Genomic DNA, 25,831 nt, shown 5'->3' on the forward strand with positions numbered 1-25,831 from the left:
TTCCTTAATTTTCGTTCTCTCAACTTAGCGGAGTACTTCAATTTGATATTTGAAATACCTGATTCTGGGGGTGTTTAAATGTCGAATCTGTACTCTCCCGAGATGAAGGCCTACTTCGAATCCCTCCAGCGCGAGATAGACAGGGCCTACGAGATAGCGAGAAAGGCCCGCGAACAGGGTAAGGATCCCAGCTTGGAGGTTGAGGTTCCCCAGGCCACGGACATGGCCGGCCGTGTTGAGAGCCTTGTCGGACCCAAGGGTGTCGCCGAGAGAATCAGGGAGCTCGTCAAGGAGTACGGTAAAGAACTGGCCGCCTTGAAGGTGGTCGATGAGATCATAGACGGTAAGTTCGGCGACCTCGGAAGCAAGGAGCGCTACGCCGAGCAGGCCGTCAGGACAGCACTGGCCATTCTCACGGAGGGTATAGTTTCCGCCCCCCTGGAGGGAATAGCGGACGTTAAAATCAAACGCAACAGCTGGGAAGATAACTCCGAATACCTCGCCCTCTACTACGCGGGGCCGATAAGGAGCTCCGGCGGAACGGCGCAGGCTTTGAGCGTCCTCGTGGGAGACTACGTCAGGAAGAAGCTCGGCCTCGACCGTTTCAAGCCCAGCGAGAAGCACATAGAGAGAATGGTCGAGGAGATAGACCTCTACCACCGCGCGGTTACACGCCTCCAGTACCACCCGGAGGCCGACGAGGTAAGGCTCGCCATGAAGAACATCCCCATTGAGATAACCGGTGAGGAGACGGATAAGGTAGAGGTTTCCCACAGGGACGTCCCAGGCGTTGAGACCAACCACCTGCGCGGCGGTGCGATTCTCGTTCTCGCCGAGGGTGTTCTCCAGAAGGCCAAGAAGCTCGTCAAGTACATAGACAAGATGGGTGTTGACGGCTGGGACTGGATAAAGGAGTTCGTCGAGGCCAAGGAGAAGGGCAAGTCTGCCGAGGAAAAGCCCTCCGGGGATTCCAAGGCCGAGGAAGCGGGCAAAGAGGAAGGGAAGGAGAAGGTTGAGAAAGGCTTCTACTACGAGCTCTACGAGCGCTTTAAGGCCAACATCGCCCCCAACAAGAAGTACACGAAGGAGATAATCGGTGGAAGGCCGCTCTTCGCCGAGCCTTCAAGGAACGGTGGATTCAGGCTCAGATACGGCCGCTCCAGGGTTTCCGGCTTCGCAACATGGAGCGTCAACCCCGCGACCATGCTGGTCTTGGACGAGTTCACAGCAATTGGAACCCAGATGAAGACGGAGAGGCCCGGCAAGGGCTGTATCGTGACACCGGCAACCACCGTCGAAGGCCCCATAGTCAGGCTCAAGGACGGAAGCGTCATACGCGTGGATGACTACAAAACCGCCCTCAGAATCAGGGACAAAATCGATGAGATCCTCTACGTCGGCGATGCTTTGGTGAACTTCGGCGATTTCGTGGAGAACAACCAGACTCTTTTACCGGCCAACTACGTCGAGGAATGGTGGATTCAGGAGTTCGTCAAAGCTATAGCGGAAACCTACGAGGTCGAGCTCAGACCCTTCTCCGACAACCCGCGAGAGGCCGTTGAGGAGGCTGCTGAATACATTGAACTTGACCCGGACTTTCTCCAAAGTCTGCTGAAAGATCCACTCCGCGTGAGGCCGGACGTTGAGGTTGCCATACACCTCTCAAAGGTTCTGGAGATCCCGTTTCACCCCTACTACACCCTCTACTGGAACACGCTCAAACCGGAGGAAGTGGAAGAGCTCCAGAGGGCTTTGCTGGGGGCCCAAATCGAGTGGGACGAACACATGAAGAACAAGTTCGCGAGAAAAGTTGTTCTGGAGAACGACCCCCGGATCAAGCGCTACCTTGAGCTCCTCGGCCTCCCCCACAGGCTTGAAAAGGCCGGGGACAGGAAGAAGGTCATAGTAGTCGATTACCCGTGGAGCGCCGCCCTGTTAACACCCCTCGGCAACCTCGAATGGGAGTTCAAGTCCAGGCCGTTCTTCACCGTCATAGACATCATCAACGAAAACAACCGGATAAAGCTTCGCGACAGGGGAATAAGCTGGATCGGCGCGCGCATGGGCAGACCTGAGAAGGCCAAGGAGAGGAAGATGAAGCCGCCGGTGCAGGTTCTCTTCCCGATCGGCCTCGCTGGTGGCTCCAGCAGGGACATCAAGAAGGCCGCCGAGGAAGGAAAGGTAACGAGCGTTGAGATAGCCTTTTTCCGCTGTCAGGAATGCGGTCACACCGGCCCGGAGCACATCTGCCCGCGCTGCGGCACCAGAAAGGAGCTCCTCTGGCACTGCGCCAAGTGCAACGTTGACTATCCCCAGAACGAGGCCGAGAGCTTTGACTTCCACTGCCCCAAGTGCGGAATGGAGCTGAAGCCCTACGCGAGGAGAACCATAAAGCCTTCAGAACTTCTCCGCGCCGCCATGGAGAACGTGAAGGTCTACGGCATCGACAGGCTCAAGGGCGTCCAGGGCATGACCTCCGGCTACAAGATGGCTGAACCTTTGGAGAAGGGCCTCCTGAGGGCTAAGAACGACGTTTACGTCTTTAAGGACGGCACCATCCGCTTTGACGCCACAGACGCCCCGATAACCCACTTCAAGCCGAGGGAGATAGGCACGAGCGTTGAAAAGTTGAGGGAGCTCGGCTACACCCGCGACTTCGAGGGCAGACCGCTTGAGAGGGACGACCAGATACTGGAACTCAAAGTCCAGGACGTCATACTGCCCTACGCGGCCGGTCGCTACCTCCTCAAGGTGGCCCGCTTCATAGACGACCTCCTGGAAAAGTTCTACGGCCTACCGAGGTTCTACAACGCCGAGAGGATGGAGGACTTGGTCGGCCACCTCGTCATCGGCCTCGCCCCGCACACCTCTGCTGGAATCATCGGCAGGATAATCGGCTTCTCCGACGTTCTTGTGGGCTATGCGCACCCGTATTACCATGCAGCGAAGAGAAGGAACTGCTTCCCCGGCGACACGAGAATCCTCGTCCAGATAGACGGCAAACTGGCCAGGATAACCCTTCGCGAGCTTTACGAGCTGTTTGGGGAAGAGCGTTATGAAAACATGGTTTATGTGAGAAGGAAGCCGAAGAGGGACGTTAAGGTCTATTCCTTTGATCCAGAGAGCGGCAAGGTCGTTCTCACGGACATCGAGGAGGTGATAAAAGCTCCGAGTACCGACCACCTGATTCGCTTCGAGCTTGAACTCGGGAGGAGCTTTGAAACGACAGTTGACCATCCTGTTCTCGTCTATGATAACGGAAAGTTCGTGGAAAAGCGGGCCTTCGAGGTTAAGGAGGGCGAGTTGATAGGAGTTTATGAAAATGGTTCTATCAGGCCGTTCAAAATCGAGCACATTAACTATCTCAAGCCTAAGAGCGACTTTGTGTTCTCATTAAACGCTAAAACCTATCATAACGTTATAATAAATGAAAGTATCGTAACACACCAATGCGACGGCGACGAGGACGCAGTGATGCTCCTCCTCGATGCGCTCCTCAACTTCAGCAAGTACTACCTTCCAGAAAAGCGCGGCGGCAAGATGGATGCACCTCTGGTCGTTACCACGCGCCTCGATCCAAGGGAGGTTGACAGCGAGGTTCACAACATGGACGTCGTCCGCTACTACCCGCTGGAATTCTACAGCGCCACCTACGAGATGAAGTCGCCCAAAGAGATTAAGTTCATAGAGCGCGTCGAGGACAGGCTCGGCAAACCGGAGATGTACGAGGGGCTTAAGTTCACACACGATACTGACGACATCGGCCTCGGCCCCAAGATGAGCCTGTACAAACAGCTCGGCGACATGGTGGAGAAGGTCGAGAGACAGCTCGCCTTGGCGGAGCGCATAAGGGCGGTTGACGAACACCACGTAGCTGAAACGATAATCAACTCCCACCTCGTTCCTGATCTGAGGGGCAACCTGAGGAGCTTCACGAGACAGGAGTTCCGCTGTGTGAAGTGCAACACCAAGTACAGGAGGCCTCCACTGACAGGAAAATGTCCCAAGTGCGGCGGAAAGATAGTGCTGACCGTCAGCAAGGGTGCCATAGAAAAGTACCTCCCCACGGCGAAGATGCTCGTTACGAAGTACAGCGTCCTGGATTATACGAGACAGAGGATATGCCTGACCGAGAAGGACATAAAGTCCCTCTTTGAAAACGTCTTCCCTGAAAGGCAGAGGACGCTGATGGGCTTCTCCGCAGACGTCTGCGAGAAGATGATAAAGGCCCGCACCGGTAAGTCCAACGGCAAAAACGGCTACCTCGACGAGCTGAGGGCGAACGGAAAGCTCAAGCAGAAGTCCAGGATGGAGAAAAAGAAGGAATCCAAGGCTTCCAAGCGCTCGGAGAAAAAAATAAAGCCATCACAGGGGCTGGAGAGGGCGGTCAAGAAGGAAAAGTCTTCCATGAAGAAGAAAAAGAAGGGCATAAGCCTCGACGAGTTCTTCGGCTCTTAGCTTTTCCGTTAATCATATATACCATTATGCCGCTCTCTCTTTGATGGGAATGAATCCCGGGTTCAAATTGCTCCCCAGCGTGGCATACCTGCGGGTTCAGAGGCAGGCGTTCATAGGCTATTCTATGCCCCTCGCCGGGTGGGTAGGTGAGTATCTGGTGAACTACCAGCGGCTCCCGAGGCCGAACTTCCTTGGGAGGGCGATGAGCAAGATTGGTTTTCGCCTCGCCGGCGAGGAGAGGGATGAAAGATACATAACCCAGTTCTTTACCAGGGGGAGCGTTTCAATAAGCGCCAGCTGGGACGTTGAGAGGGAGAACCTTTTCCTCCAGCTCATACCGCTCCGCTCTAAGCTATCCCGCGGTCTGACCGTCAGAGCTGAGCACATAGAGTTCTACGACCAGTATGTGGTTTCAATCGAGCCCACCGGCAAGCTCCCGCCCGGAATCAGGGGCATCGGGATAAATGCCCTGGTCCTTGAGGACTTCTACCCCGTTGAGACTCCCTACTGGGGCATGCTCCACGAGGACTGGGAGGTCGAGCTCAACCTTCTCGTCATGAAAGACGAGGTTTACGAGGGGCTGAGCCGCGACGAGTACCGCTGTCCCGTCTGCTTCTCTCCGCTCCATGAGGAGAACGGTGTCTTAAAGTGCTCCTCCTGCGGCTTCACCTACGCGCCCGAGCACGACTTCGAAAGGGTCGTGGAGAGCTTTGGCGTGGAGGAGTTTGTGTTTTGAAGCTTTTGGAAAAAGCTTGACCAAAAGTTTGTAGCTCACCCTCTAAAAAGACCATAATACAAGGATTTTACACCCAGAAGACTCGTTTTCTCAAGGAGAACACGTTTAAACAGACATTGGCACTGGGTTTGCTCTCTTTTAACGCCCTTAGGGCGTCGATTTTAAAGTTAAACCCCTACCAAGGAGCAACTTGAAAGGTTCTCACACTTGAAACAACCGTTCTGGTAGAAAACCACTCAGAATTTAGCCTTTTAAAAGGGGCTACGGATCTTGGTCAAACTCAACGGGACTATCGTCCCGTGCGTTGAAGCGGGGCTTCAACTTCGCGCAGGCGAAGTTTCTATGGTAGCCCCGCCGGGATTCGAACCCGGGTCGCGGGATCCAAAGTCCCGCATGCTTGGCCGCTACACCACGGGGCTGCCCGATAGAAAGAGCCTGTTCAAGCTTATAAATCTTAAGTCCCCCGTCAGAAGGAATTAAATGGGGCGAAAAAGACTCAAACAATCAACGAGACCAGGTCCCTTATCGCCTTCTCCGGGTCTTTGGCCTTCGTAACCCCGCTCGCGAGGAGAACGCCGACACTTCCGAGCTCAAGGGCCTTCTTGACGTCCTCGCCGGTGGAAATTCCCGCGCCCGTGAGAACCTTGACGTCCGGATTGATCCCCTTAACAAGCTCGACGGTGCCGGTGATGACCTCCGGCTTGGCCTTGCTCACGGGGATTCCAGTACCTATCAGTTCAGGCGGCTCGACGGCGACGTAGTCCGGCCCGAGTGCCGCCACCGCCGCGCTGACCGCTGGGTTGTTGGAGCAGACCATCGTCATGAGCCCGACTTCTTCGGCGCGCCTTATGCTGGCCTCCAGGTCTGCGAGAATCATCCTGTTCTCAGAGTGGTTGAGGAGAGTTCCAACGGCTCCAGCTTCTTTAACGGCCTCCGGAAGGACGTGCCCGGTGTGGCTTCCGGGCGTTATCGGGTCGATGTGCTGCGCAAAAACCGGAATCTCTACCTCCTGGGCTATTCTGTAGAGGTCGGCCAGCTGTGGCGCGACCACGATTGTTATTCCGGTTTCCTTCCACACTTTCTCGGCGGCCCTGGCTATCCTCAGAGCGCCCTCGCCCGTGGCCTGGGCGTAGCTCTTGAAGTTAATCGCTATAATCGGCTCCTTCAGCTTCGACATTGGTATCACCGTAGGTGTTATGTTTTTGTTCCTTAAACGCCTTTCCCTTCGGGGCTTTATTTCCACTGGAGAGGGGCCTTCCGAAGGGGTCTATGAGGCCGGCCCTTATCATGGACGAGCTGATTTTGGGCCCCAACGGGCTCCTCACGAGGCCGATGGTGACTATTTCCAGGGGCCTCAGACCTTTTTCCTTTCTCGCCCGGTTAACGATAAGCGCTCCCTTGTAGGTCTCCTCGCTCACGACTATGGCTTCGAGGCTTTTCATATCGCCGGCGAAGCCTATCGCGGTGTGTATCCTGATTATGCGGTAGTTGGAATAGCCGTTCACCTCGAAGAACTTGATTAAATCCTTCAATCGGATTTCATAGGGAAGGATTTTATCGGCGTGGGGCTTCTCCCTTATCATCTCGTCCGAGGTGAGGCCGACGTAAACGTATTCCCCTACCTCGAAGGCTTTCCTGAGCAGGGCTTTGTGGCCGAGGTGGAGCCTGTCGAAGGTTCCGCCGACGACGACCTTCCTGTATTTTTTCCCCATGGTGATTGCTTAGGTGGCCGAACCAATAAGCTTTTTTATTCTCTGAGAAGATTTCCGTGGAGGTGGTTGAATGAGGCGGTTCATGGCAATCATTCTCATGATTTTTCTCCTCACTCCGCTCATCGGTGAGGTCAGTGCGGTCGACGACCCGCAGCCCCTTTTCAGGATGGAGATGACCGTTACCGTGGCCCCCGTGAAGGTTGAGAACGTCTCGACCTGGATGGGGACATTCAAGATATACGTGGTTCTGAAGGATCCCGGCTATCGGGCGTACTTCGACTATCTGGCCGCCAACAACAGCACGAAGGCTAACGAGGAGTTCAAGAGCCTTGTGAAGCAGCTGGTTTACGACAACATGAAGGACAACCTTGAGAAGAGGTTTGAGGCAGCCAACATGAACAGCACGATATACCTCCCCTCGGGAGGGCCCGTTAGGGTTCTCGACAACTGGTCAGCCGTCGTGACATTTGCCGTTGCAAACTTCCTTGTGAGCGATGGAAAGGTGCTCCGGTGTCCTGTGAGCGGTTTTCTGGACTTCGTGTACAAAGGACACGTCTTCGACTACAGCTGGGACAAGCTCACCCTGATCCTTCCCCGCGACTACCAGATAAAGAACCTGGCTCCCGTTCCCGACGACCTGAGCGATAACGTTGCCGTGTGGAAGGACGGAAGCTTTCTCCCGATCATAGAACTGTACACTCCCGTGTATTCCTACGTGCTGTTCCTGAACTCGACTAGGAAGGAGATTTCCCTCCTCTACGACCCGAACGAGGGCTACGTCCAGTTCAACGCGACCTTCACCGGCGCCAACGTGACTCCCTCGATAGTAAACCAGCTCTTGGCGAGCTTCAAGGCCACAATGGACGTCATGAGCATAGATGCCAGGCAGGAAAACGGCTCGCTGGTTGTCATCGGAGTTGTACGGCCGGAGGTTGCCTATCAGGAGACGTCCTCTGAGAAGATATGGAAGGCCATGGTGAAGCTTCCGGGTGCGTTTGACAACATCTCCGTCGTCAGGGGCACTTACGTTCTGGCACCGGACCACACCCTGATAATAACCGTCACGGAGAAAAAATCAAACTACAGGCTCTACGCCTACGGGATAGCCGTTGTGCTCGTGATAGCGGCCGTCATCATCGTGAAGAAGGGGGTCAAGAAGGAACCCAAGATATCCGAACGGGAATCTGAGGAAAATTCTCCATCGGAAGCGGAAGGGCAAGGGCTGCCGGAGGAACTGGACGGCGGGGGTGAGTGAATGGACTTCTTCTTTTATCCCTCCAGCGTTGCGGTATTTGGCTCCTTCAAGGAGGGCGCCATAGCCTACGAGATTCTCCGAAACATTGTGGAGGGGGGCTTTGAGGGCAGAATAGTCCCAGTCAACCCGAAGGGCGGAACCGTCGAGGTTGCCGGGAGAACCTTTGAGATCCGCGAGAGGCTTGATGAAGCCGTTGACACTGCCATAGTAGCGATCCCGGCGAAGTTCGTTCCCGCCCTCATCGATGAAATTGGCTCCCTCATCAAGGGTGCCGTGGTTATAAGTGCCGGTTTTTCGGAGGTTGGGAACGAGGGGCTTGAGCGTGAGCTGGTTGAAAAAGCGAAAAAGCACGGCGTCAGGATAATCGGCCCCAACTGCGCCGGCATCTTCGGTGTTCACGGGAAGTTCTTCGGCTCCTTTGAGATCCGCGTTAGGCCCGGCGGACTGGCCTTGATCAGTCAGAGCGGAGCCTTCGGCGGTGCCGCATTGGCGATGGGCAATGAGGAGGGTATAGGCTTTTCCGCCTTCGTGAGCTACGGAAACGCGGCGGATTTAAACGAGAGCGACTTCCTTGAATACTTCGCCGACGATGAGAACACCAAGGTCATAGCCCTCTACATCGAGGGCGTTAAGGACGGCAGGCGCTTTCTGAAGGCCCTTCACTATGCTGCGAGCAAAAAGCCCGTCATTATCCTCAAGGCCGGGAAGAGCGCGAGCGGAGCTAAAGCGGCCGCCTCCCACACCGGTTCTCTGGCTGGAAGCTACGAGATTTACAGAGCAGCGTTTAAGCAGGCCGGGGCGATTGAGGTCGAGGAGATGGAGGAGCTCTTCGACGCTGCAAAGGCCTTCGAGATGTACACAAGAGCCGGAAGGAGGGTCGCGGTGATCACGAACTCCGGCGGGCCTGGCGTCCTGGCGACGGATAGGCTCGAAAGGCTCGGCCTTGTGATGGCCAAGCTGGGCGATGAAACCGTTGAAAGGCTGAAGTCCTTCCTCCCGCCCCAGTGCTCGGTTAAGAACCCCATCGACCTGATAGCCGATGCGGACTATGGGCGATATAAGAAGACCATTGAAGTCGTCTGTCGGGACGAGAGCGTTGATGCCCTCCTGGTAATCTGCGTGCCGCCGATTTTCATTCCAAGCGAGGAGATAGCCAAAGCTGTAATCGAGGCCGACTGCAGCAAGCCGGTCATTGTCAACTTCATGGCAGGCGAGCTGGTGAGGGGAGGGGTTAAGCTCCTGGAGATGAACGGAATCAAGAACTTCTCAACGTCCGAGAGGGCCGCCAGGGCGCTCCACTGGCTCTCCCTGCGCTGATTAACCTTTTATACCATGAAGCAGGATTCATATTCGGTGGTGGGATGAAGTCGTACAGGCTCCTCTATCCGATGAGGACTTACCTCGTCGTTGCCGGAAGGGGGGAGGAAGCAAACGTCATGGCGGCGGACTGGGTTACGGTAGTCTCCGCCAAGCCGTTCATGGTCGGTGTTGCCATAGCGCCGCAGAGACACACCTGGAAGCTCGTCAGGAAGTACCGCGAGTTCGTAATAAGCGTCCCCGGCCTTGACATGCTCGATGACGTCTGGGTGGTTGGGACGAAGCACGGGCCTCAAAAGCTGAAGGAGACGTCCATAGAGCTCGTCCCCTCGAAGGTCATTGAAACGCCGAGCATCGGGAACGCGCTGGCAAACATCGAGTGCAGGCTCGTTGACGAAAGGGACTACGGCGACCACACGTGGTTCGTCGGTGAGGTCGTTGGCGGCTCCGCCAGAGAGGACGCCTTTAGGAGGGACAGCCCGAACCTTGAGGCGGGCTTTCTCGCCCACGCTTCCTGGGCGGACTTCGTGACCTTCGAGAAGAAGGTTTACCGGCCGGGACGATAGCCCGGTAGCTTTTTATACACTTCCCCAGACCCATATCACGATGATAGCCCTTGGTCTGGAGGGTACCGCCCACACTCTCGGCATAGGCATCGTTACAGAAAACGAAGTTCTGGCCAACGTATTCCATACTCTCACGACTGAGAAGGGGGGAATACACCCGAAGGAGGCAGCTGAACACCACTCCCGCCTCCTGAAGCCCCTTCTAAGGAAAGCCCTTGACGAGGCTGGAATAGGTATGGAAGACGTTGATGTGATAGCCTTTTCCCAGGGGCCCGGTCTCGGTCCCTGCCTCCGCGTCGTCGCGACTGCCGCGAGGGCGCTGGCGATAAAGTACCGGAAGCCCATAGTCGGCGTCAACCACTGCATCGCCCACGTGGAGATAACCAAGATGTTCGGCGTTAAAGACCCCGTCGGTCTCTACGTCAGCGGCGGCAACACTCAGGTTCTTGCCCTTGAAGGCGGCCGCTACCGCGTCTTCGGCGAGACGCTCGACATAGGCATAGGGAACGCGATAGACACCTTTGCGAGGGAGCTAGGCCTGGGCTTTCCGGGCGGGCCAAAGATTGAGAAGCTCGCCCTTAAGGGTGAGTGCTACATAGAGCTACCCTACGCGGTTAAGGGCATGGATTTGAGTTTCTCTGGGATACTCACGGAGGCCGTGAGGAAGTACAGAACCGGCAAGTACCGCGTTGAAGACCTTGCCTACTCCTTCCAGGAGACCGCCTTTGCCGCTCTGGTTGAGGTGACGGAGAGGGCGGTGGCACACACGGGCAAGGATGAGGTCGTCTTGGTCGGCGGCGTTGCCGCCAATAACAGGCTCAGAGAGATGCTCCAGATAATGACCGAGGACAGGGGTATAGACTTCTTTGTTCCCCCCTACGACCTCTGCAGGGACAACGGGGCTATGATCGCCTACACCGGGCTGAGGATGTACCGCGGAGGCGCTCGCTTCAGCATTCAGGACACACTGGTTAGGCAGAAGTTCAGAACAGATGAGGTGGAGGTAGTATGGAGCTGATGGTGCCCCCCTTGGTGTTCATCGCCGACGTTGTTCTGCTCGTCGTGATAGGATACGCGGCCCTCTACGCCTTCAGGAGAATCAACCGCTACGAAGGTCCCCTCAATCGGTTCATAGTTGTGACGGCGTTTTCACTTCTCCTGGCATCCATTGGGCGGGCGATAGACGTTCTCGACGATTTTATGATGCCCCACAATCTTTTGATGTCCGCGGAGCAGGCGATGTACTTTTTCTCGATACTGGGGATAACGTACGGGCTGATGAACTACATCAGGAGTGTCGAGAGGAGAATCTTTCCAGTTCCCTCCGGGAAGGTTCTCGATGGAAAACTGCCCCCGGGTGGTTTCATGTACCTGGGGGAGAGGGAGGATGAGGTGCTGGAGTTCCTCGGGAAATGCGAGGTTCCTGCCATGGTTGTTACGAGAAGTCCGTGGAAGTACGAGGGCCTCTGCGAGCATGTCCAGGCCCTCTGGATAACACAGGCCAGCGGGAGCGGCGTCGGCCCAACGAGGCTCCACGTGATACTGGACAGTGCCGTGAAGTTCTTCCAGGGCGGCGGAAAGCTCGTCGTGATAGACTGTCTTGAGGTTCTGGTTCTCTACAACGAATTCCACTCGGTGTTCAGGTTCCTCTCAGCGCTCAAGGATTACGCGATTGGGGCCGGTTCCACGGTTCTCCTCCTCGTTGGGAGCTCCACGCTGGATGAAAAGGAGATGATGATACTGAAAAGGGAGTTCGCCCCAGTAAAAAGCCTGAAAGAACTCCTCAAAACTTCCCTTTGATTTTCATTGTGTACTTCGGGTACACCTCGTTGGTGAAGCGCACGAACTTGGCCCTTCTCGGGGAGAGCTTCACGGTGATCTCGGTTTCCGGTTCGAGGTACGTGTAGAACTGGCCGTCGATGGCAAGGATGACCTCCCTGGTTACTGCGATGTTCCTGATGTCTATCGTGCTGTACGAGGGCACTATCATAGGCCGTGAGCTGAGGGCTATCGGTGCCAATGGGGCTATGACCATCACGTCCAGCCTTGGGTCCACGAAGGGCCCGCCCGCGCTCATTGCGTATCCCGTGGAGCCCGTCGGTGTTGAGACTATCAGTCCGTCGGCCCTTATCTCGTCAGCCAGGCCCCCGTCTATGTAGTACTTAAGGTGGATTATCTTTCCGGGGATTCCCGTCAGGACGGCCACCTCGTTGAGCGCATCCGGCACGGTGTTCTTGCCGTTTAGGTACGTTCTCAGCTTTATGCGTTCATCTAGGTGGTAGTCCCCTTCCAGAAGCTTGCTGAGGGCAAAGAACGCCTCGTGGGGCTCGACTTCGGTGAGGAATCCTAACGTGCCCATGTTGATTCCGAGGATGGGTATGTCCTTCTTGGTTCTGTGCTCCACCCTTAGTATCGTCCCGTCCCCTCCGATGACGATTATGAAATCAACGTTGAAATCCTCAAGCGGGCAGACGTCCCCTTCCTGAAACTCGGGGAGATGCCTGTGGGTCTCGCTGTCGACGCACACCTCGTATCCGCTGACCTTCAGGAAGTCGTAGACCCTGTAAGCCAGCTTGAGGGCCTCGGTCTTATCCCGTCTGGCAACTATACCAAACTTCATAGCCCCTCCCTTTCTGCGGCTTTCTCAAGCTTCTCATCCTCATCAAGAACCCGCCTATCCGGGGCAGTGAGCGGGATTTCCTCCTCGGCCTCGGGCTTGAAGCCGGCCGTCACAAAGAGGCCTATTACCGTGGGACCCCAGTATGATATCAGCCTCTCCAGCAGGACGCCGGTGACGGCATACTCCGGATCCAGTCCCAGGGCTATGAAGACTCCAGTGTTAACTGCCTCTATTATTCCCGCCCCACCGGGGACTATGGCGAACATGCCGACGACCATTGAGACCACGAGGACTACTGTTATCGCTATTGGTGCTACTGGGTGCTTTATTGCGAGGAATATGAAGTAATACCTGGCTATAGTCAGGGCCCAGTAAGCGAAGGAGTAGAGAACCGCCACGAAGGTGGAAGACTTGCTCCTCGCGAGGGCCCTGAAGTCCCTCTGGAATCTCGGTATCGTGACCTCGTCTGTCTTTTTGAATCCTTCGAGGCGTTTTTCAGCACCCTTTGATGATATCCTGTGGTACTGACGATAAATCCACCATACGGCGGAGTGGGCTCTCCTCTCGCTCATGAGAAGCCATATCACGAAGGCTGAAAAGCCTATCATGATAACGTCGAGGATTATTATCAGAACCGTGAGGGCGGTCTCTCCGAGGGCATAAACGTAGATGGTCGCCAGAACCATCATCACGCCTATTGGCACCAGGTCGAGCATTCTGTCCATCATCACGCTCGCGGTCATCGGCCCATAGGGTTCTTTGACCTCTTTGGCGAGGTAGTAAACCCTGATGAACTCACCGAGCCCCTTGGTCCCGGGGCTTATGTTGTTAAAGAACATTCCGACGAATATCGCCTTAAAGACAGTTAGCAGGGGAGCGTGTATCCCTAGGCCCTTCAGGAGGACTTTCCATCTCAGTGCCCAGGCCAGCAACATAACGAGATACAAGATGACGGCCATGAGGAAGTACTCTATGTCCGAATTCATCAGAATATCCGCTATACCCCGGGCACCGGCCCAGTTTATGAGTGCGCCTATTATCAGAAGGGCTCCGATGAAGAACGCTATCTTTTTCCAGTCCATAATGCACACCGCTAACCGTTATGTTGAGGGTTATTGTTTATATCGTTGTCGTTTTTTGACTGGAGTTTCTTCTCCTCGCTGATCTTGATGCCGAAGTGGGCCATAACCGCGGCGCCAATGGCCGTTGGTGCCCAGTACGAGACAAGCCTCTCAAGAAGCGTTGCGGTCACCGCTATCTCCTTGTCTATGCCCAGAAGAACGTAAACGGCGGAGTTTATGACCTCTATTATTCCTGCACCACCGGGTATTATCATGAACATGCCCACCACTATGCCGATCATCTGGACAACCATAACGTCGAGGAGGCTTATCGGGTTGTTTATGCTCATGAAGATGAAGTACGAGCGGAGCAGGACGAGGAACCAGAACGCGAAGGAGTAAATCAGCGAGAGGGTGAAGGCGGTTTTGTGGCGTATGAGAACCTTGAAGTTTTCTTGGAACTGGGGGACGCTCACCTCGACGGTGTGGACGAACTTCTCCTCGTATTTGGCGGCTTTTTTGGGCATTATCCTTCCGAAGAGCCTGTATAGCCAGTAGAGGATTTTCTTGGTCTTCTTCTCGCTGAGAAGGATTCCAACTGTGGCAAGGGTTATGATGGCGAAGAAGACGTCGAGGAGAAAAAGAGTCATGGTCAGTGAGAGGGAGCCGAGGTTGTAAACATAAACCGTCGAGAGGAGGAGCATGACTACAACGGGGATGACGTCCATAATCCTGTCCATCATTATGGTGGCGAACACGTGCCCATAGGGCTGTCTCGTGTGCTTTGAGATGTAGTACATCCTGACGGGCTCGCCGCCGCCCCTGGCGCCGGGGGTCACGTTGTTTATGAAGATGCCCACGAAAAGTCCCCCGATTATGGTTCTGAAGGGCGCATCTATCCCGAGGTTCTTGAGGAGAACGCGCCAGCGGAGCGCCCACATGATGACCGCCGCAACATACGCCAGAATCGCGAGCATGAAGTAGTCCAGCCTTGCACCCTTCAGTATCTTCATGACGTCCTCTAATCCCGCCCACCAGATCAGGAGGAGTATTATGAGCAGGCCGAGGCCCAGGAGGGAGTACTTCTTCCACTCCATGGCTACACCTTCCTGAACCTGGCTATGAAGAAGCCCTGGGTCAGGTGCCTGTTCGGGTAGAACCTCTGAACCTCGTCAATGCCCATACCGCTCGAACCTATGAAGATGCTCTGCTCTTCGAGCTTTAAACCTTTGCCGAGTATGTACTTCACGTTGGCCTCGTTCTCCTCGTAGCTCAGCGTGCAGGTGGAGTAAACGAGAACGCCGCCTTTCCTGAGGGACTTTATCGCGGCGTTGATGAAATGCCTCTGGTAGCGTGCGGTCGCCTCTATGTCCTTCGGCGTCCTGCTCTCCCAGAGCTTGGGCCGTATTCCTAAAGCGGTGCACGGCGCGTCCAGGAGTATCTTGTCCGCCTCGATTCCCAGCTCCGGAAGCTTTCTGGAATCCATGTGGATTAGCTTGACGTTCTTCACGCCGAGCCTCTTCAGCTCCTCCTCCATTTTTTTCAGCCTGTTTCTGGACTTGTCCATCGCTATTATCTCGCCCCTGTTTTCCATGAGCTGGGCTATGTGGCTTGTCTTTCCTCCGGGGGCGGCGGCCATGTCAACTATCAGCTCCTCCTCGCTCGGCTCAAGGACATGGGCAACCACCATGGAGGGCAGGCTCTGGGCGTAGAAGAGACCCTCTCTGAAGGACTCCAGCTCGCTCAAACTCGGCAGCTTGAACTTCGGCAGGGTGACCTCGACGGCAAGTCCCCTCGTCGAGACCACCATCTCCCTGGCGCTCATTCTGGCTATTCCAACCCCGACCAAAAGTCCCTTGGGATCCCTTATCTCGACCTCGTCGCCGGGCTTGATTTTTTTGTCAGCCTGAAGGACACCGGGGGCGTAGAGCATGGCGCCCTGGTAGACGCTCTCACTGGCGAACTTGTTGGCGCGGACGACCGGCAGGCCGGGCTCGTAGTCGTCGGAGAAGTTCGGGCCCTCGCGCTCGAAGTATATCCCCTCCTTGAGGTAGGGGCTTCGCTTCGGCTTCAGCCCTTCCCTCCGGAGGATGCTCATCAGCCTCTGCCTGCTCGTCTTGAGGGTGTTCACGCGGATGTAGTACTTCTCCACCGGCGTCCTGAGGGAGGCCATTATCTCCTCGGCCTCGCTCCCGAAGAGCCTCCTGTAGTACTCCCTCAGCTCAGGGGGGAAAGCCTCGGCGTACATGGGGACACCTCAGAGGTCGAAGATTTCGAAGCGCTTGCTGGCCTCTATGAGCTTCAGGAGTCCTTTTTTCAGCTCTTCAGCGCTTTCAAAGTTGGCTTCGAACTGGAACAGCTTTTCGTCGCTGGCGGCAATCTTTTTGAGTATCCCCTCCGGGGAGACCCTGCCGTCCCTGCGCCAGTTGTAGATGTCGCTCAGAAAGTCTTGGGCGCCGTATATGAAGCTCCTCGGAAAAAGCCCGACGAACCTCTCAATGAACTCGGCGGTTATCCTCTCCTTCGGAACGGCGACGACGAAGTAGTAGCTCTCCGGCGTGGCGCCGACCTCGATCTGGGGCTTTACCTCAAAGGCCGGGTGCGGGTACTTCATGAGCCTCCACTCGCCGTCGAGGAAGATGTACGCTCCGAAGGCCTCTTCAACGTCCTCTACCCTGAATCCCTCCCGGGGAAGCTCAAGCTTAAGCTCTTCGTTGAGTGTGAATATGCTCTCCCACATCTCGTTGAGGAACTCGTGAATCTCTCTCACGTTCATTTTTCTCACCAGAAAATGAAAAAGACGGGACCCTTAAAAACCTTCATCCGGAGAGGAGGTTCTCCAGCATGTTGTTTATGCCGCCCATGATGTCTGTCTTCACGGTCTCTTCGTAGCTTGCCAGCTTGATGCTGTAACTCCTGCCGAGGACGGTTATGTCCATGTATATGTTGGCCCTGACCTTGCTGACCTCGCCGTTCTTTATGTGGGTGGCCCAGACCTTCGGGAGGACGTCCTCCTCTATGAACGTCTCGACATCAAGCGTTGCGTAGCCCTTGGGCGGGAGAACCACCGTTTCGAGGGTCTTCCCGTGGCCGATTTTCACGTCGTTGGCGTACAGGTCAAAGCTCACGTTTCCGAGGGGTATCCTGTAGGGGTTGGGGTTGTAGAACTTCATGTGGGCTATCAGTACTGCCTTTCCGTTCCGCTCCCCCGCCCAGTCAAAGGTTGTCTTGACCAGCGCAGGACTCTTGACGAGTCCCCCCGCGAGTTCCTTGCTCTCAGCCGTGAAGTTGAGGTACGCGAGGATGTCCTCACTGATAGCCTGCTTTATGTCCGCGTTGATGGGTATCACCCTGAGGAGGCTCCCCCTGAGGCGGAACTCGACCTCCCCCCTCTGGCCGTTGTCCAGGTATGCCACCATGGAGCGGACCAAGTTCTCGTTGTCTATAACTATGGCCATGCCGATGTCTGACTTCGTCGCACCGTAGTCGAATCTCTCGACCCTGGCAACGGGTATCCCCATGAAGCTCAGGCTCAGGTTCTCTATCTCTGCGGGAACTAACAGGGGCTTGCTCAGCTTTGCATCGACCCATATCTCTGTGGTCTTCTCGTCCACATAGCCCCAGCTGGCGTGAACCGTCGGGTTGGCCGTCACGGCGGCATAGGCCACGTAGCCTGCCCAGACGATGATTATAAGCACTGCACCGAGTATCAGCAGCTTCCAGTTCATTCCTCTCACCGTATCCCTTCATTCTTCGAAGTGCGTTTAAAGGTTTCCAACGCCGGGCTGTGGGTCATCTGGACCTCTTCCTGTAGGTGTAGAGCACCGCTATAACCACGAGCACGCCAATGACTACGGCGAGGTTTCTCAGGCTGGTCTGGGTCTTTGTGTTCTCCTTCACTGTTACGGTCACGGTTCTCTCGAAGACGTAGACGTTGTCGTCCCCCTGGGTCGGGTCTCCGACGGCCCTTATGCGCAGCTGGATATTGTAGTCCTTGGGAATCGCGTCCCTGTCTATCCTGAGCACGATTACCCCCTCTCCAGTTGCTCCCGGGGCCAGGTCGCCGATGTAGTCCGTTCTCTTGTCCAGGCTGAAGGGCTGGTCCGCCTTCACAACCCCCTCGATGAGCACGCTGGTGGCCTTCTCACCGCCGGTGTTCTTCAGCTCGACGTACACGTTGACGGTCTCTCCCTGGAGCGGCTCCGGGTCGAAACGCACGCCGACGACCTCGATGTTCGGCTTGGTGCCGATTATGATTGGGACCCTGAGCGTGACGTTCTTCTGCATACCCAGGTCGTTGGTGTAGGTCACGAGCAGGGGTATCTCGTAGGTTCCAGAGCTGGCGTTCTCTGCGACGTTTATCTTGAACGATGACTGTGCGGAGTCGCCCTTTCCAAGGCTCCCCAGCCCAATGACCTGCTCACTGCTCTCGCTGAGCGAGAAGGGCCAGCGGGGCATGGGCCTGACTATTATCGTCCTGGCGGTTCCGGTTCCGACGTTGTCAACCTGGAAGTCGACTTCGACGTTGTCCGTTCCGGGAATTATCTTGCCGGGCGACGTTGAGACCTTTGAGAGGATCAGCTGAGCTCTCCCGGTCACGTCTATTCCCACCAGCCTCTCGTCGGTTATCTCCTTCTCGTTCGGCTCCGTGAGGTACTTCAGCTCTATCCTGAGCGGGTATATGCCGTTCTCCAGCCTGTCGTTGGCCTTGATTCTGAACTCAAGGGTGGCTTTCTCCCCGGGCTGAAGCTGGGCCACGTACTTAACGTTGTCTTCCCCGATGGGAAGGAAGGCCTCTATGTCCTGCTTGGCGAGCTGGGCCATTATCTGGTTGAGGGCGTCCTGCAGGTTCTGGCTCAGTTGCTCGCTCCCCTGGACCGGAAGTTGAGAGAGAGCCGAGAGGTCGACGTTCTTTACCTCGCCCTGTACCTGCACTTTGTAGGAGCTTATCTTCAGGCTGAGTGCTTTGACCGGCTCTGCCCCGGTGTTCTCCAGGGTGAAGCGCACGGTGAAGGTGTCCCCGGGGCTTATCTCCATGGGCTCGGTCTCGACCTTTGTTATTTCGACGAAGGCTTCTCTGGGCTTCTTGACTGTGAGCGCCACGAAGTTGTAGCTCTGCACCATGCGCATGTTTGCTCCCAGGCCGGTGAAATAGACGACCCCAACGTAGAGGGGGTACGTCCCAACGTCGGCGTTGGGGTTTATCTTTATCCTGAAGGTCAGAGTCGCGTTCTCCTTGCCTTCGAGGTACTCAATGTACTGCACGGCGCTCCCCTCCGGGTAGAAGACGCTCTTCGAGAGGCCTGTCTGGCTTAATGCCATCGAAACTGCGCTCGCTATTGAGGAGCTGTCGTTGAAGCCCATTGGTGCGGGCGTAACGAAGACGTTGATGTAGCGCACCTTCAGGGCTCCCTCGTTCCTGAGGTGAACCTTAACGGTAACCGTGTCTCCCGGCTGAACCGTGCTCGGCGTCTCGACGTTTGAAATTATCATCCCCGGAGCGGTTGCGGCCCTCCATTCGGGGGGCCCGCTTATGCTCATCCTGACACCGTTCGGATAGACCTCGTTGATCGTCACGTAAACCGTCTGGTTGTCAACGCTGACCTCCACCGTTTCCCCCTCCCGAACTGGGGTTACGTCGGGGTACGTTATCCCCATCAGGACGTCTTCCTTTCTTATTCCAAGTTCGGGGTGTTCCTCGATAGTCCTCATGACGGCATCCCCTATCTCCTCGGGCGATGCCGAGTTCAGCCACTGGTAGAACCCATAGGCGTTGGCTATTAGGCAGGCGTTGAATTCGGCGCTGTTGTTCACGTACTGCTCGCACTGGGTCACGTCGTAGCCCATGGTCTGTGCCATGGCCATCAGGAACTCCGGGTCTAGGAGAAGGCGCTGTATCTTGTTGGGGTCAGGCACGAGTATCGTCTTGTATTCGGCGTTGAGTATTCTGCCGTCCTTCATTATGAGGAGGAAGGCGTAGTAGTCACCGCTTCCGTAGTCCTTCTGGGTGTCAGTGAGGGTCACTATGAGCGGGCCAACGAGAACAGCTTCGCCCTTGCTCAGGTAGCCCTCGAAGAGGGGACTCCCGGTTGATGCGCTCGCGTTCCCGGAGAGCATCGCGGTGATGAGCATCAGGGCAAGTATCAATCCGGTCTTTTTCATTCCCTACCACCTCCAATATTTCTCCCGTAAAAGACCTGCAGTAGCGCAGGGGTTACGAGGTAAGCGGCAAACATTGATGCGAATATTCCAAATGCGAGCGTGGTTCCGAAGTCGTGTATGGTCGGCAGCTCACCGGCGAGCAAAGCCAGAAAGCCGCCGGCCGTTGTCAGGGCTCCGGCAAGTATGCCTGGCCCGACGCTCTCAACCGAGGTGACTATCGGCCTGGGGTTGCCCTCGTTCATTTCCTCAAGGAAGCGGTGGGTGAGGTGCATGCCGTAGTCAACGCCCAGGCCGACTATCATTGAGATGACTCCGGCCAGACTCTGGGTGAACGGTATTCCTGCCCATCCCATGAAGCCGACCGTCCAGAAGGCACCCAAAAACATCGGTGTTATCATCGCCATCGAGACCTTGGGTCTCCTGAAGAGGAGGAGGACTATCAACACGACAAAGGCGGTTCCGTACATCGAGATGCGGTTTATCTCGACCTTCGTGAGCTGGTCGAGTACGTAGTTCAGGTATATGTCCCCGGTCAGCGAGAGCCTCACGCCCGGGGGGAACTCGGTCTTCTGAGCTCTCTCCGTTTCCTCCTCAAAATAACGCATTATCCTCCTGAAATCGTCCATGCTGGCTCCCCCGAAGTCGCCCTTGAACTTGATGATGGTCATGGAATAGTCGCCTGAGACCAGACTGGGGCCCTGGCTCTTCTCCAGGGCGCTCTTTATCTTCTCCCCGTCGTTCGGGATGTAGCCGTACTGCCGGTGAACCACGTCCGCGATGCTGTCGGAGTCAAAGACGCCGTTGTAGTAGGAGTCCGCCTTTATCTGGTTCTCGAAGAGGTAGATGTCCCTGACTATGGTCGGGTTCCTGACGTCGTCGGCCTTAACAAGGACGTACAGCTCGTCCTGACCTCCGAAGTCGCTCCTGATGTCCATGAGGGCCTCTATCTCCGGCATGCCCTCGGGGACGAACTTTTCAAGCCTCACCTCTGTGGTCACCTGAGTTATGCCGTAGCCGAAGAAGAGGGTTATCAGAAACACCGCCGCCAGGAACGTTGCGGGTTTTCTCCTTATGGCCTCCCCGAGGTCGTGGAAGATCCTGCCCACCACGCCCGAATGCGAGCGAACCTCCGGAACCACGTAGTGGCCTTTCAGCCGCTTCATCATGTCCTCCTCCAGGATTATGACCGCTGGGGTTATCACGACCGCGTTGAGCGCCGCGAGGCTTAGGCCCAGGATCAGCGCGGTGGCCAGGTGGTGGAGCATCGGGAGGCTTGATAGGTACATCGCGGCAAAGCCCGCTATTGTCGTAAGCGCCGCCCCCAGAAGGGCCTTTCCGGTCTCCGCAACGGCCTCCTCTGCCGCTTCCTCTATGCTCCTCCCATTCTTCCTCTCCTCATAATAGCGGTTGGTCACGTGGATTCCGTAGTCTATTCCCATTCCTATGAGCATCGCGCCTATTGTAGTTGTGGCAAGGTCTAGGGGGATGTTCATCAGTTCCATGAAGCCGAGCGTCATCGTAACACCGAAGACGAGGGGAATGAGCGGAATGACGGCCTTTGCCGGGGAGCGGTAGAAGTACAGGAGCAGGGCTATGACGAGGATGAAGGAGATGGCCATGGTCTTGTTGAGGTCGCTCTGGAGGAGTTCCAGTATGCGGTATGTTATTCCTATGTTCCCGGTCTGGATCACCTCGACGTTCTTCGGGAACTTGACGTCGTTTATGTCCTCCTCTATGCCCTTATAGACCCTCACGAGGGTCTCCGTTTTCTTCTCCCTGCTTATCGTCACGGCTATTATCGTGGTTGTGTAGTCCCTGCTGACGAGGCCGTACCTCTCCTCCGGCGGGAGCATGTCCAGGACGAACTTTGCCTCCTCCTCTGTCTTTGGAAGCCTCCCCAGAACCTGCATATAGATATCGGCGATGCTCATGGTGTCAGTTACGTATTCCCTCTCCCTGAGCCTCTGCTCAAGTTCGTAGATTGCTTCTATGACCTGCGGGTCGCGGATATCGTAGACGCCTCCGGGCTCTATCGAGTTCACCTTGACGACTATCAGCGTGCTGTCCCCGCTCTGGAACTCGCTCTGGAGGATGGTGTAGTCAGTTATGGCGGGGTGGTTTTCGGGGAGCATGGTTCTCAGGTCGCTCTCAAAGCGAAGCTTCTGTATTCCGTATGCCGAAACGACCAGCAGAAACACCGCTATCAGTGCAAAGGCCACCCTGTATCTCACGATGATCCTTGCGGCACCTCTCAGTGGATTCATAGTTTCTCCCCCAACTTTCGGAAACTTCCGAAAGTTTTAAATAAGCAAAACCTTAAAAACCTTTTGTCAGTTGATTGATGCAGCCCCTTTCGGCGATGGTATAAAATCGGGGTGTTGGTGATGGGGATCGAGGAGGCCAAGAGGATAATTATGGATCATTTTGCGGGGGCCGCCAGGAGGTTCGGCTTCAACGAGCTTTACGGTTACATCTACGGTGTCCTGTTCCTTGCGAGGGAGCCCATGAGTCTGGGCGAGATTGCCGAGGCGACGGGTTACTCTCTCTCCCACGTGAGCACCGCCCTCAAGTTCATGGAGCGCATAGGGCTCGTGATGAGAATCAAGAAGCCCGGTGACAAGAAGGCCTACTTCCGGGCCACAAAGCTCCTCAAGGACTGGAGGCAGGCCGCCTACTACGCGAAGATAATGGAGGACATACAGCAGACCAGGGCGAACCTGGAGCGGGCCCTTCGGGAGCTTGAGGGTGAGGAAGGCGAGGAGGCGGAGTCAATAAGGCAGAGCATCGAGTTTGCAATGCGGAGGAATGCGCTCGCCGAGAGGATTCTGAGGTTTCTGATTGAGCACGAGGACGAGGAGGTCTTGGAGAGGCTCCTCGACTGTCTCGAATCCGGCGGAAAGCGGTAGCTTTAAAACCGGCCTTCGATAATCAGACCGGGTGAAATTATGGCGATGTCGCTCTCATCACTGCTGTGGGCGTTCTGGTACATACTGCCCGCCTACGTTGCCAACGCTTCACCGGTGTTGCTGGGAGGGGGTTCACCGATAGACGGGGGCAGGAAATGGCGGGACGGACGGAGGATTCTCGGCGACGGAAAGACATGGAGGGGCTTCTTCGGTGGCCTGACGTGCGGCACGCTGACGGGGCCTGTCCAGTACTTCCTCACGCCAGGGTTTTACGGGGACCTGAGAACGGCCGCCTTACTCGCTTTCCTCCTTGCCCTGGGTGCCCTACTGGGGGATCTGGTCGGCAGCTTCTTCAAGAGGAGGGCAAACCTCCCGCGCGGCGCCCCTGCGATAGGCCTCGACCAGCTGGGATTCCTCATAAGCGCGCTTGCGCTTGCGTATCCGGTTAAAACCCTCGGCTCGGGCCAGATAATATCCCTTCTACTCGTTTCGCCGTTCATACACTGGGGTGCGAACTACTTCGCCTATCGCATGGGCTGGAAGAGCGTGCCGTGGTAGAGGAGTTGCCCAGCAACCCTTTTAACTTCCCCTCCAACTTTTTTTCGGTGGTGTGGATGAGGATTAAGGTTCGCTACTTCGCCAGGTTCCGCTCCCTCGTTGGCATCGGGGAGGAGGAACTCGAAGTTCCGGAGGGCACGACCGTCGGAGATCTGATAGACCTTCTGAAGGAGAGGCATCCCGTTCTCGGGGAGGAGGTCTTTGCAGAGGACGACGATCTGGCGGATGTCAACATCTCACGCAACGGCAGTTACGCCCGCTTTGATGAGGTTCTGGAAGATGGAGACGTCGTGGCGCTGTTCCCTCCGGTAAGCGGTGGTTGATATGCTGAGCGAGAGGGAACTGGAGCGCTACGACAGGCAGATAATGATCTTCGGGGAGGAGGGTCAGGAAAAGCTGAAGCGCTCAAAGGTCGCGGTCGTCGGCGTCGGGGGTCTCGGAAGCCCTGTTGCCTACTACCTGGCCGCGGCGGGCGTTGGGACTCTTCTCCTTGTAGACGAGCAGACGCCCGAGCTGAGCAACCTCAACAGGCAGATACTTCACTGGGAGGAGGATATAGGCAGGAACCCGAAGGCGGTGTCCGCGAAGTGGAAGCTTGAGCGCTTCAACTCCGACGTGAAAATAGAGACCTTCGTCGGAAGGCTGGGGGAGGATAACATTGAGGACGTCCTGGGCGGCGTTGATGTGGTAGTTGACTGCCTCGACAACTTCCGGAGAGGTTTCTCCTCGACGACTACGCGGGAAAGACAGGGGTTCCCCTCGTCCACGGGGCCGTTGAGGGAACCTACGGGCAGGTGACGACCATAGTCCCCGGAAAGACCAAGAGCCTGCGGGAGATCTTCCCGAACGTAAGGGAAAATAGGGAGAAGTTCCCAATACTCGGCGCCACCGCCGGGGTCGTCGGCACCATTCAGGCTATGGAGGTAATAAAACTGCTCACCGGGATAGGTGAGCCCCTCCTAAACAAGCTGCTCATAGTTGACCTAGCCTTCAACACCTTCGACGTTGTCGAGCTCAGGTAGGGGGGTTTACTTCCCTCTTCTCGTTTATGGACGTTATTTGTATGGTCTCGCTCCACGAACCGTTCTGGGTTATCGTCATCTTCCCTATCGTGGGGTCGTCTATTGATGTCTTGGTGCTGACTGAGAAGCTTATTCTGCCCCCGATGAGCCTGCCGTTCTCAAAGTACAGCTCAAGGACACCGCCCTTCACGCTGATCTCCGTGTCCGGGGTTGTGGCAAAGTACATGGTTGCCAGGGGCTTTACCTCGTAGCCGTTGAGGTAGTACCTGAGAACGAGCCTCCCGCCGTTCTCCCTTTCGTCGGGGGTTCTTTTCAGGTACTCCCTGGCGAGGCTTACGATGTTGTACCTCCAGATGAACTCCGCTGTGGTCGGGTCGTCGCTCTTCACCCACCCGAGGGGGGTGCGGATGTAGGTGACGTTGTTGACCACGACCCTTGATGTGTTGGTGGAGGCACCGTCCTGGACGCTGATTGTGGTTGTGTTTATGAGGGCGCTCCAGGATTCAAAGTCCATGTAGCCCCTTTCGATTATCCTCAGAGTGACGTTGTCCCTCTGGGTGATGTTTTCCTGCGTTACCACCACCAGCATTGAGATCGTGGCATTGCTGGCGTAGGTGTACTGGTTAACAGCTGAGACCCACTGGAGGAGCTCGTCCGTGGTAAGCTCCCTGGGGGTTTCCGTGGGGGGCTGGCTTGTGGTTGTCGGGACGCTCGTCGTGGTGGTTGCTGGAGTTGTGGTTCCGGAGCTGGAAGGGGTCTCAGTGCTTGACGTCGTGGTATCGCCGCCTCCAAGGCAGCCCGCGGTGAATCCGATGACCAGAACCAGAACGAGAACGAGGGCATATTTTTTCATGCCTTTCACCCACAGACCCTCTGGTGGAGACCACTTAAACCTTTTCGTTAACCCGGCAGGTTTTAATTTGGTTGGGTGTAGTCCTTAGGGGGATGGAGGATGAAGGTCAAGATAACGAAGGAGCCCTTTGACCTTAACGAGGCGCTGAGCTACTTGGTTGTCCCCGAGGCCGGTGGCTATGTCTTCTTCCTTGGCAAGGTCAGAAACGAGAACCATGGGAGAAAAGTGAGGAAGCTCATATACGAGACCTACGAGGAGATGGCCGTCAAGGAGATGGAAAAAATCAGAAGTGAGGCCGTTGAAAGGTTCCCAATCCTGGACATGCTGATATGGCACCGCTACGGAGAACTTGAGGTCGGTGAGGACACCATACTGATAATCGCGAGTGGGAAGCACAGGAAGGAGGCCTTTGAGGCGTGCATCTGGGCCATAGACGAGGTGAAGCGCCGCGTCCCGGTCTGGAAGAGGGAGGTCACCGATGAGGGGACGTTCTGGATTGAGGGTGACCGCCTGGTTCCCGAGAAGTGATTTTCCATTTTTTGCAAACTATTGTTAGTAGTGTGCAAAATCGGAATAGAAAAAGTATATATACAGTTCTGTCCCTT

Annotated in this window: 21 protein-coding genes, 1 tRNA gene and 2 pseudogenes; 12 read left to right on the forward strand and 12 right to left on the reverse strand. The window is 56.0% G+C overall.

The annotated features are described in order from the left end of the window. The first annotated feature begins 78 nt into the window (after positions 1-78). Positions 79-4,458 (forward strand): DNA-directed DNA polymerase II large subunit, encoded by a 4,380-nt coding sequence (locus ACZ5M3_RS05395; RefSeq protein ID WP_464840614.1) that lies wholly within the window; start codon positions 79-81, stop codon positions 4,456-4,458. Between the two features lie 49 nt (positions 4,459-4,507). Beyond that, on the forward strand, positions 4,508-5,194 hold the full coding sequence (locus tag ACZ5M3_RS05400) for a hypothetical protein (protein ID WP_464840753.1): 687 nt from the start codon (positions 4,508-4,510) through the stop codon (positions 5,192-5,194). A 343-nt stretch (positions 5,195-5,537) separates the two neighbouring features. Here the strand turns inward: ACZ5M3_RS05400 and ACZ5M3_RS05405 are convergent. The 3 genes and pseudogenes from ACZ5M3_RS05405 to coaD all read right to left on the reverse strand — a co-directional run. Further along, positions 5,538-5,613, reverse strand: a tRNA-Gln gene (locus ACZ5M3_RS05405). Positions 5,614-5,690: 77 nt separating this feature from the next. Further along, entirely contained in the window at positions 5,691-6,371 is a 681-nt protein-coding gene (gene tpiA / locus ACZ5M3_RS05410; RefSeq protein ID WP_464840615.1) for a triose-phosphate isomerase, read from the reverse strand. Positions 6,372-6,441: 70 nt separating this feature from the next. Further along, positions 6,442-6,906: pseudogene (gene coaD, locus ACZ5M3_RS05415) on the reverse strand (phosphopantetheine adenylyltransferase); the annotation flags it as partial. A gap of 70 nt (positions 6,907-6,976) precedes the next feature. Between coaD and ACZ5M3_RS05420 the strand changes: the two are divergent. From ACZ5M3_RS05420 to ACZ5M3_RS05440, 5 genes are read left to right on the forward strand one after another with little or no spacing between them, the layout of a single operon-like run. Further along, a complete protein-coding gene (locus ACZ5M3_RS05420; protein WP_464840616.1) occupies positions 6,977-8,161 on the forward strand; it encodes a hypothetical protein in 1,185 nt (394 codons plus the stop codon). Continuing rightward, positions 8,162-9,478 carry an acetate--CoA ligase family protein gene (locus ACZ5M3_RS05425; protein WP_464840617.1) on the forward strand — a complete coding sequence of 439 codons (1,317 nt, stop codon included), beginning with the start codon at positions 8,162-8,164 and terminating at the stop codon, positions 9,476-9,478. It begins immediately after the preceding gene. A gap of 44 nt (positions 9,479-9,522) precedes the next feature. After that, positions 9,523-10,044, forward strand: a complete 522-nt coding sequence (locus tag ACZ5M3_RS05430; protein ID WP_464840618.1) for a flavin reductase family protein — start codon at positions 9,523-9,525, stop codon at positions 10,042-10,044. Between the two features lie 40 nt (positions 10,045-10,084). Beyond that, positions 10,085-11,062 carry a bifunctional N(6)-L-threonylcarbamoyladenine synthase/serine/threonine protein kinase gene (locus ACZ5M3_RS05435; RefSeq protein WP_464840619.1) on the forward strand — a complete coding sequence of 326 codons (978 nt, stop codon included), beginning with the start codon at positions 10,085-10,087 and terminating at the stop codon, positions 11,060-11,062. Next, on the forward strand, positions 11,053-11,844 hold the full coding sequence (locus ACZ5M3_RS05440; protein ID WP_464840620.1) for a DUF835 domain-containing protein: 792 nt from the start codon (positions 11,053-11,055) through the stop codon (positions 11,842-11,844). Before ACZ5M3_RS05435 ends, ACZ5M3_RS05440 begins: the two co-directional genes overlap by 10 nt. Here the strand turns inward: ACZ5M3_RS05440 and ACZ5M3_RS05445 are convergent. From ACZ5M3_RS05445 to ACZ5M3_RS05480, 8 genes are all read right to left on the reverse strand, one after another. Then, a complete protein-coding gene (locus tag ACZ5M3_RS05445) occupies positions 11,828-12,664 on the reverse strand; it encodes an NAD(+) kinase (protein ID WP_464840621.1) in 837 nt (278 codons plus the stop codon). The genes ACZ5M3_RS05440 and ACZ5M3_RS05445 overlap by 17 nt on opposite strands. Beyond that, on the reverse strand, positions 12,661-13,746 hold the full coding sequence (locus ACZ5M3_RS05450) for a lysylphosphatidylglycerol synthase transmembrane domain-containing protein (RefSeq protein ID WP_464840622.1): 1,086 nt from the start codon (positions 13,744-13,746) through the stop codon (positions 12,661-12,663). Before ACZ5M3_RS05450 ends, ACZ5M3_RS05445 begins: the two co-directional genes overlap by 4 nt. An 11-nt stretch (positions 13,747-13,757) precedes the next feature. After that, complete coding sequence (locus tag ACZ5M3_RS05455) at positions 13,758-14,822, reverse strand: lysylphosphatidylglycerol synthase transmembrane domain-containing protein (RefSeq protein ID WP_464840623.1); 1,065 nt, start codon at positions 14,820-14,822, stop codon at positions 13,758-13,760. Between the two features lie 2 nt (positions 14,823-14,824). Beyond that, positions 14,825-15,973 (reverse strand): NOL1/NOP2/sun family putative RNA methylase, encoded by a 1,149-nt coding sequence (locus ACZ5M3_RS05460; RefSeq protein WP_464840624.1) that lies wholly within the window; start codon positions 15,971-15,973, stop codon positions 14,825-14,827. Between the two features lie 9 nt (positions 15,974-15,982). Continuing rightward, the gene (locus ACZ5M3_RS05465) at positions 15,983-16,501 is read right to left on the reverse strand and encodes a DUF3201 domain-containing protein (protein WP_464840754.1); all 519 of its coding nucleotides are present in this window, start codon (positions 16,499-16,501) and stop codon (positions 15,983-15,985) included. A 43-nt stretch (positions 16,502-16,544) separates the two neighbouring features. After that, positions 16,545-17,453 carry an LEA/WHy family protein gene (locus tag ACZ5M3_RS05470; protein ID WP_464840625.1) on the reverse strand — a complete coding sequence of 303 codons (909 nt, stop codon included), beginning with the start codon at positions 17,451-17,453 and terminating at the stop codon, positions 16,545-16,547. A gap of 64 nt (positions 17,454-17,517) precedes the next feature. Next, complete coding sequence (locus tag ACZ5M3_RS05475; RefSeq protein WP_464840626.1) at positions 17,518-19,887, reverse strand: COG1361 S-layer family protein; 2,370 nt, start codon at positions 19,885-19,887, stop codon at positions 17,518-17,520. Beyond that, positions 19,884-22,151: a hydrophobe/amphiphile efflux-3 (HAE3) family transporter gene (locus tag ACZ5M3_RS05480; RefSeq protein WP_464840627.1), complete on the reverse strand. Its 2,268-nt coding sequence runs from the start codon at positions 22,149-22,151 to the stop codon at positions 19,884-19,886. The genes ACZ5M3_RS05475 and ACZ5M3_RS05480 overlap by 4 nt, the downstream gene beginning before the upstream one ends. Before the next feature lie 120 nt (positions 22,152-22,271). Between ACZ5M3_RS05480 and ACZ5M3_RS05485 the strand changes: the two genes are divergently transcribed. The 4 genes and pseudogenes from ACZ5M3_RS05485 (at position 22,272) to ACZ5M3_RS05500 (ending at position 24,373) form a co-directional block, all read left to right on the forward strand. Further along, positions 22,272-22,793: a GbsR/MarR family transcriptional regulator gene (locus tag ACZ5M3_RS05485; RefSeq protein WP_464840628.1), complete on the forward strand. Its 522-nt coding sequence runs from the start codon at positions 22,272-22,274 to the stop codon at positions 22,791-22,793. 45 nt (positions 22,794-22,838) lie between these two features. Then, the gene (locus tag ACZ5M3_RS05490) at positions 22,839-23,351 is read left to right on the forward strand and encodes a CDP-2,3-bis-(O-geranylgeranyl)-sn-glycerol synthase (protein ID WP_464840755.1); all 513 of its coding nucleotides are present in this window, start codon (positions 22,839-22,841) and stop codon (positions 23,349-23,351) included. Between the two features lie 56 nt (positions 23,352-23,407). Continuing rightward, complete coding sequence (locus ACZ5M3_RS05495) at positions 23,408-23,674, forward strand: ubiquitin-like small modifier protein 1 (RefSeq protein ID WP_464840756.1); 267 nt, start codon at positions 23,408-23,410, stop codon at positions 23,672-23,674. A gap of 1 nt (position 23,675) precedes the next feature. After that, positions 23,676-24,373, forward strand: a pseudogene (locus ACZ5M3_RS05500) (ThiF family adenylyltransferase). Here ACZ5M3_RS05500 and ACZ5M3_RS05505 read toward each other — a convergent pair. Further along, entirely contained in the window at positions 24,366-25,226 is an 861-nt protein-coding gene (locus ACZ5M3_RS05505; RefSeq protein WP_464840757.1) for a hypothetical protein, read from the reverse strand. The pseudogene ACZ5M3_RS05500 and the gene ACZ5M3_RS05505 sit on opposite strands and share 8 nt — an antisense overlap. A gap of 99 nt (positions 25,227-25,325) precedes the next feature. On the opposite strand from ACZ5M3_RS05505, the gene ACZ5M3_RS05510 reads away from it, so the two are divergent. Next, positions 25,326-25,754 (forward strand): molybdenum cofactor biosynthesis protein MoaE, encoded by a 429-nt coding sequence (locus ACZ5M3_RS05510; RefSeq protein ID WP_464840629.1) that lies wholly within the window; start codon positions 25,326-25,328, stop codon positions 25,752-25,754. Positions 25,755-25,831 lie beyond the last annotated feature (77 nt).

This window comes from Thermococcus coalescens, assembly GCF_055392585.1.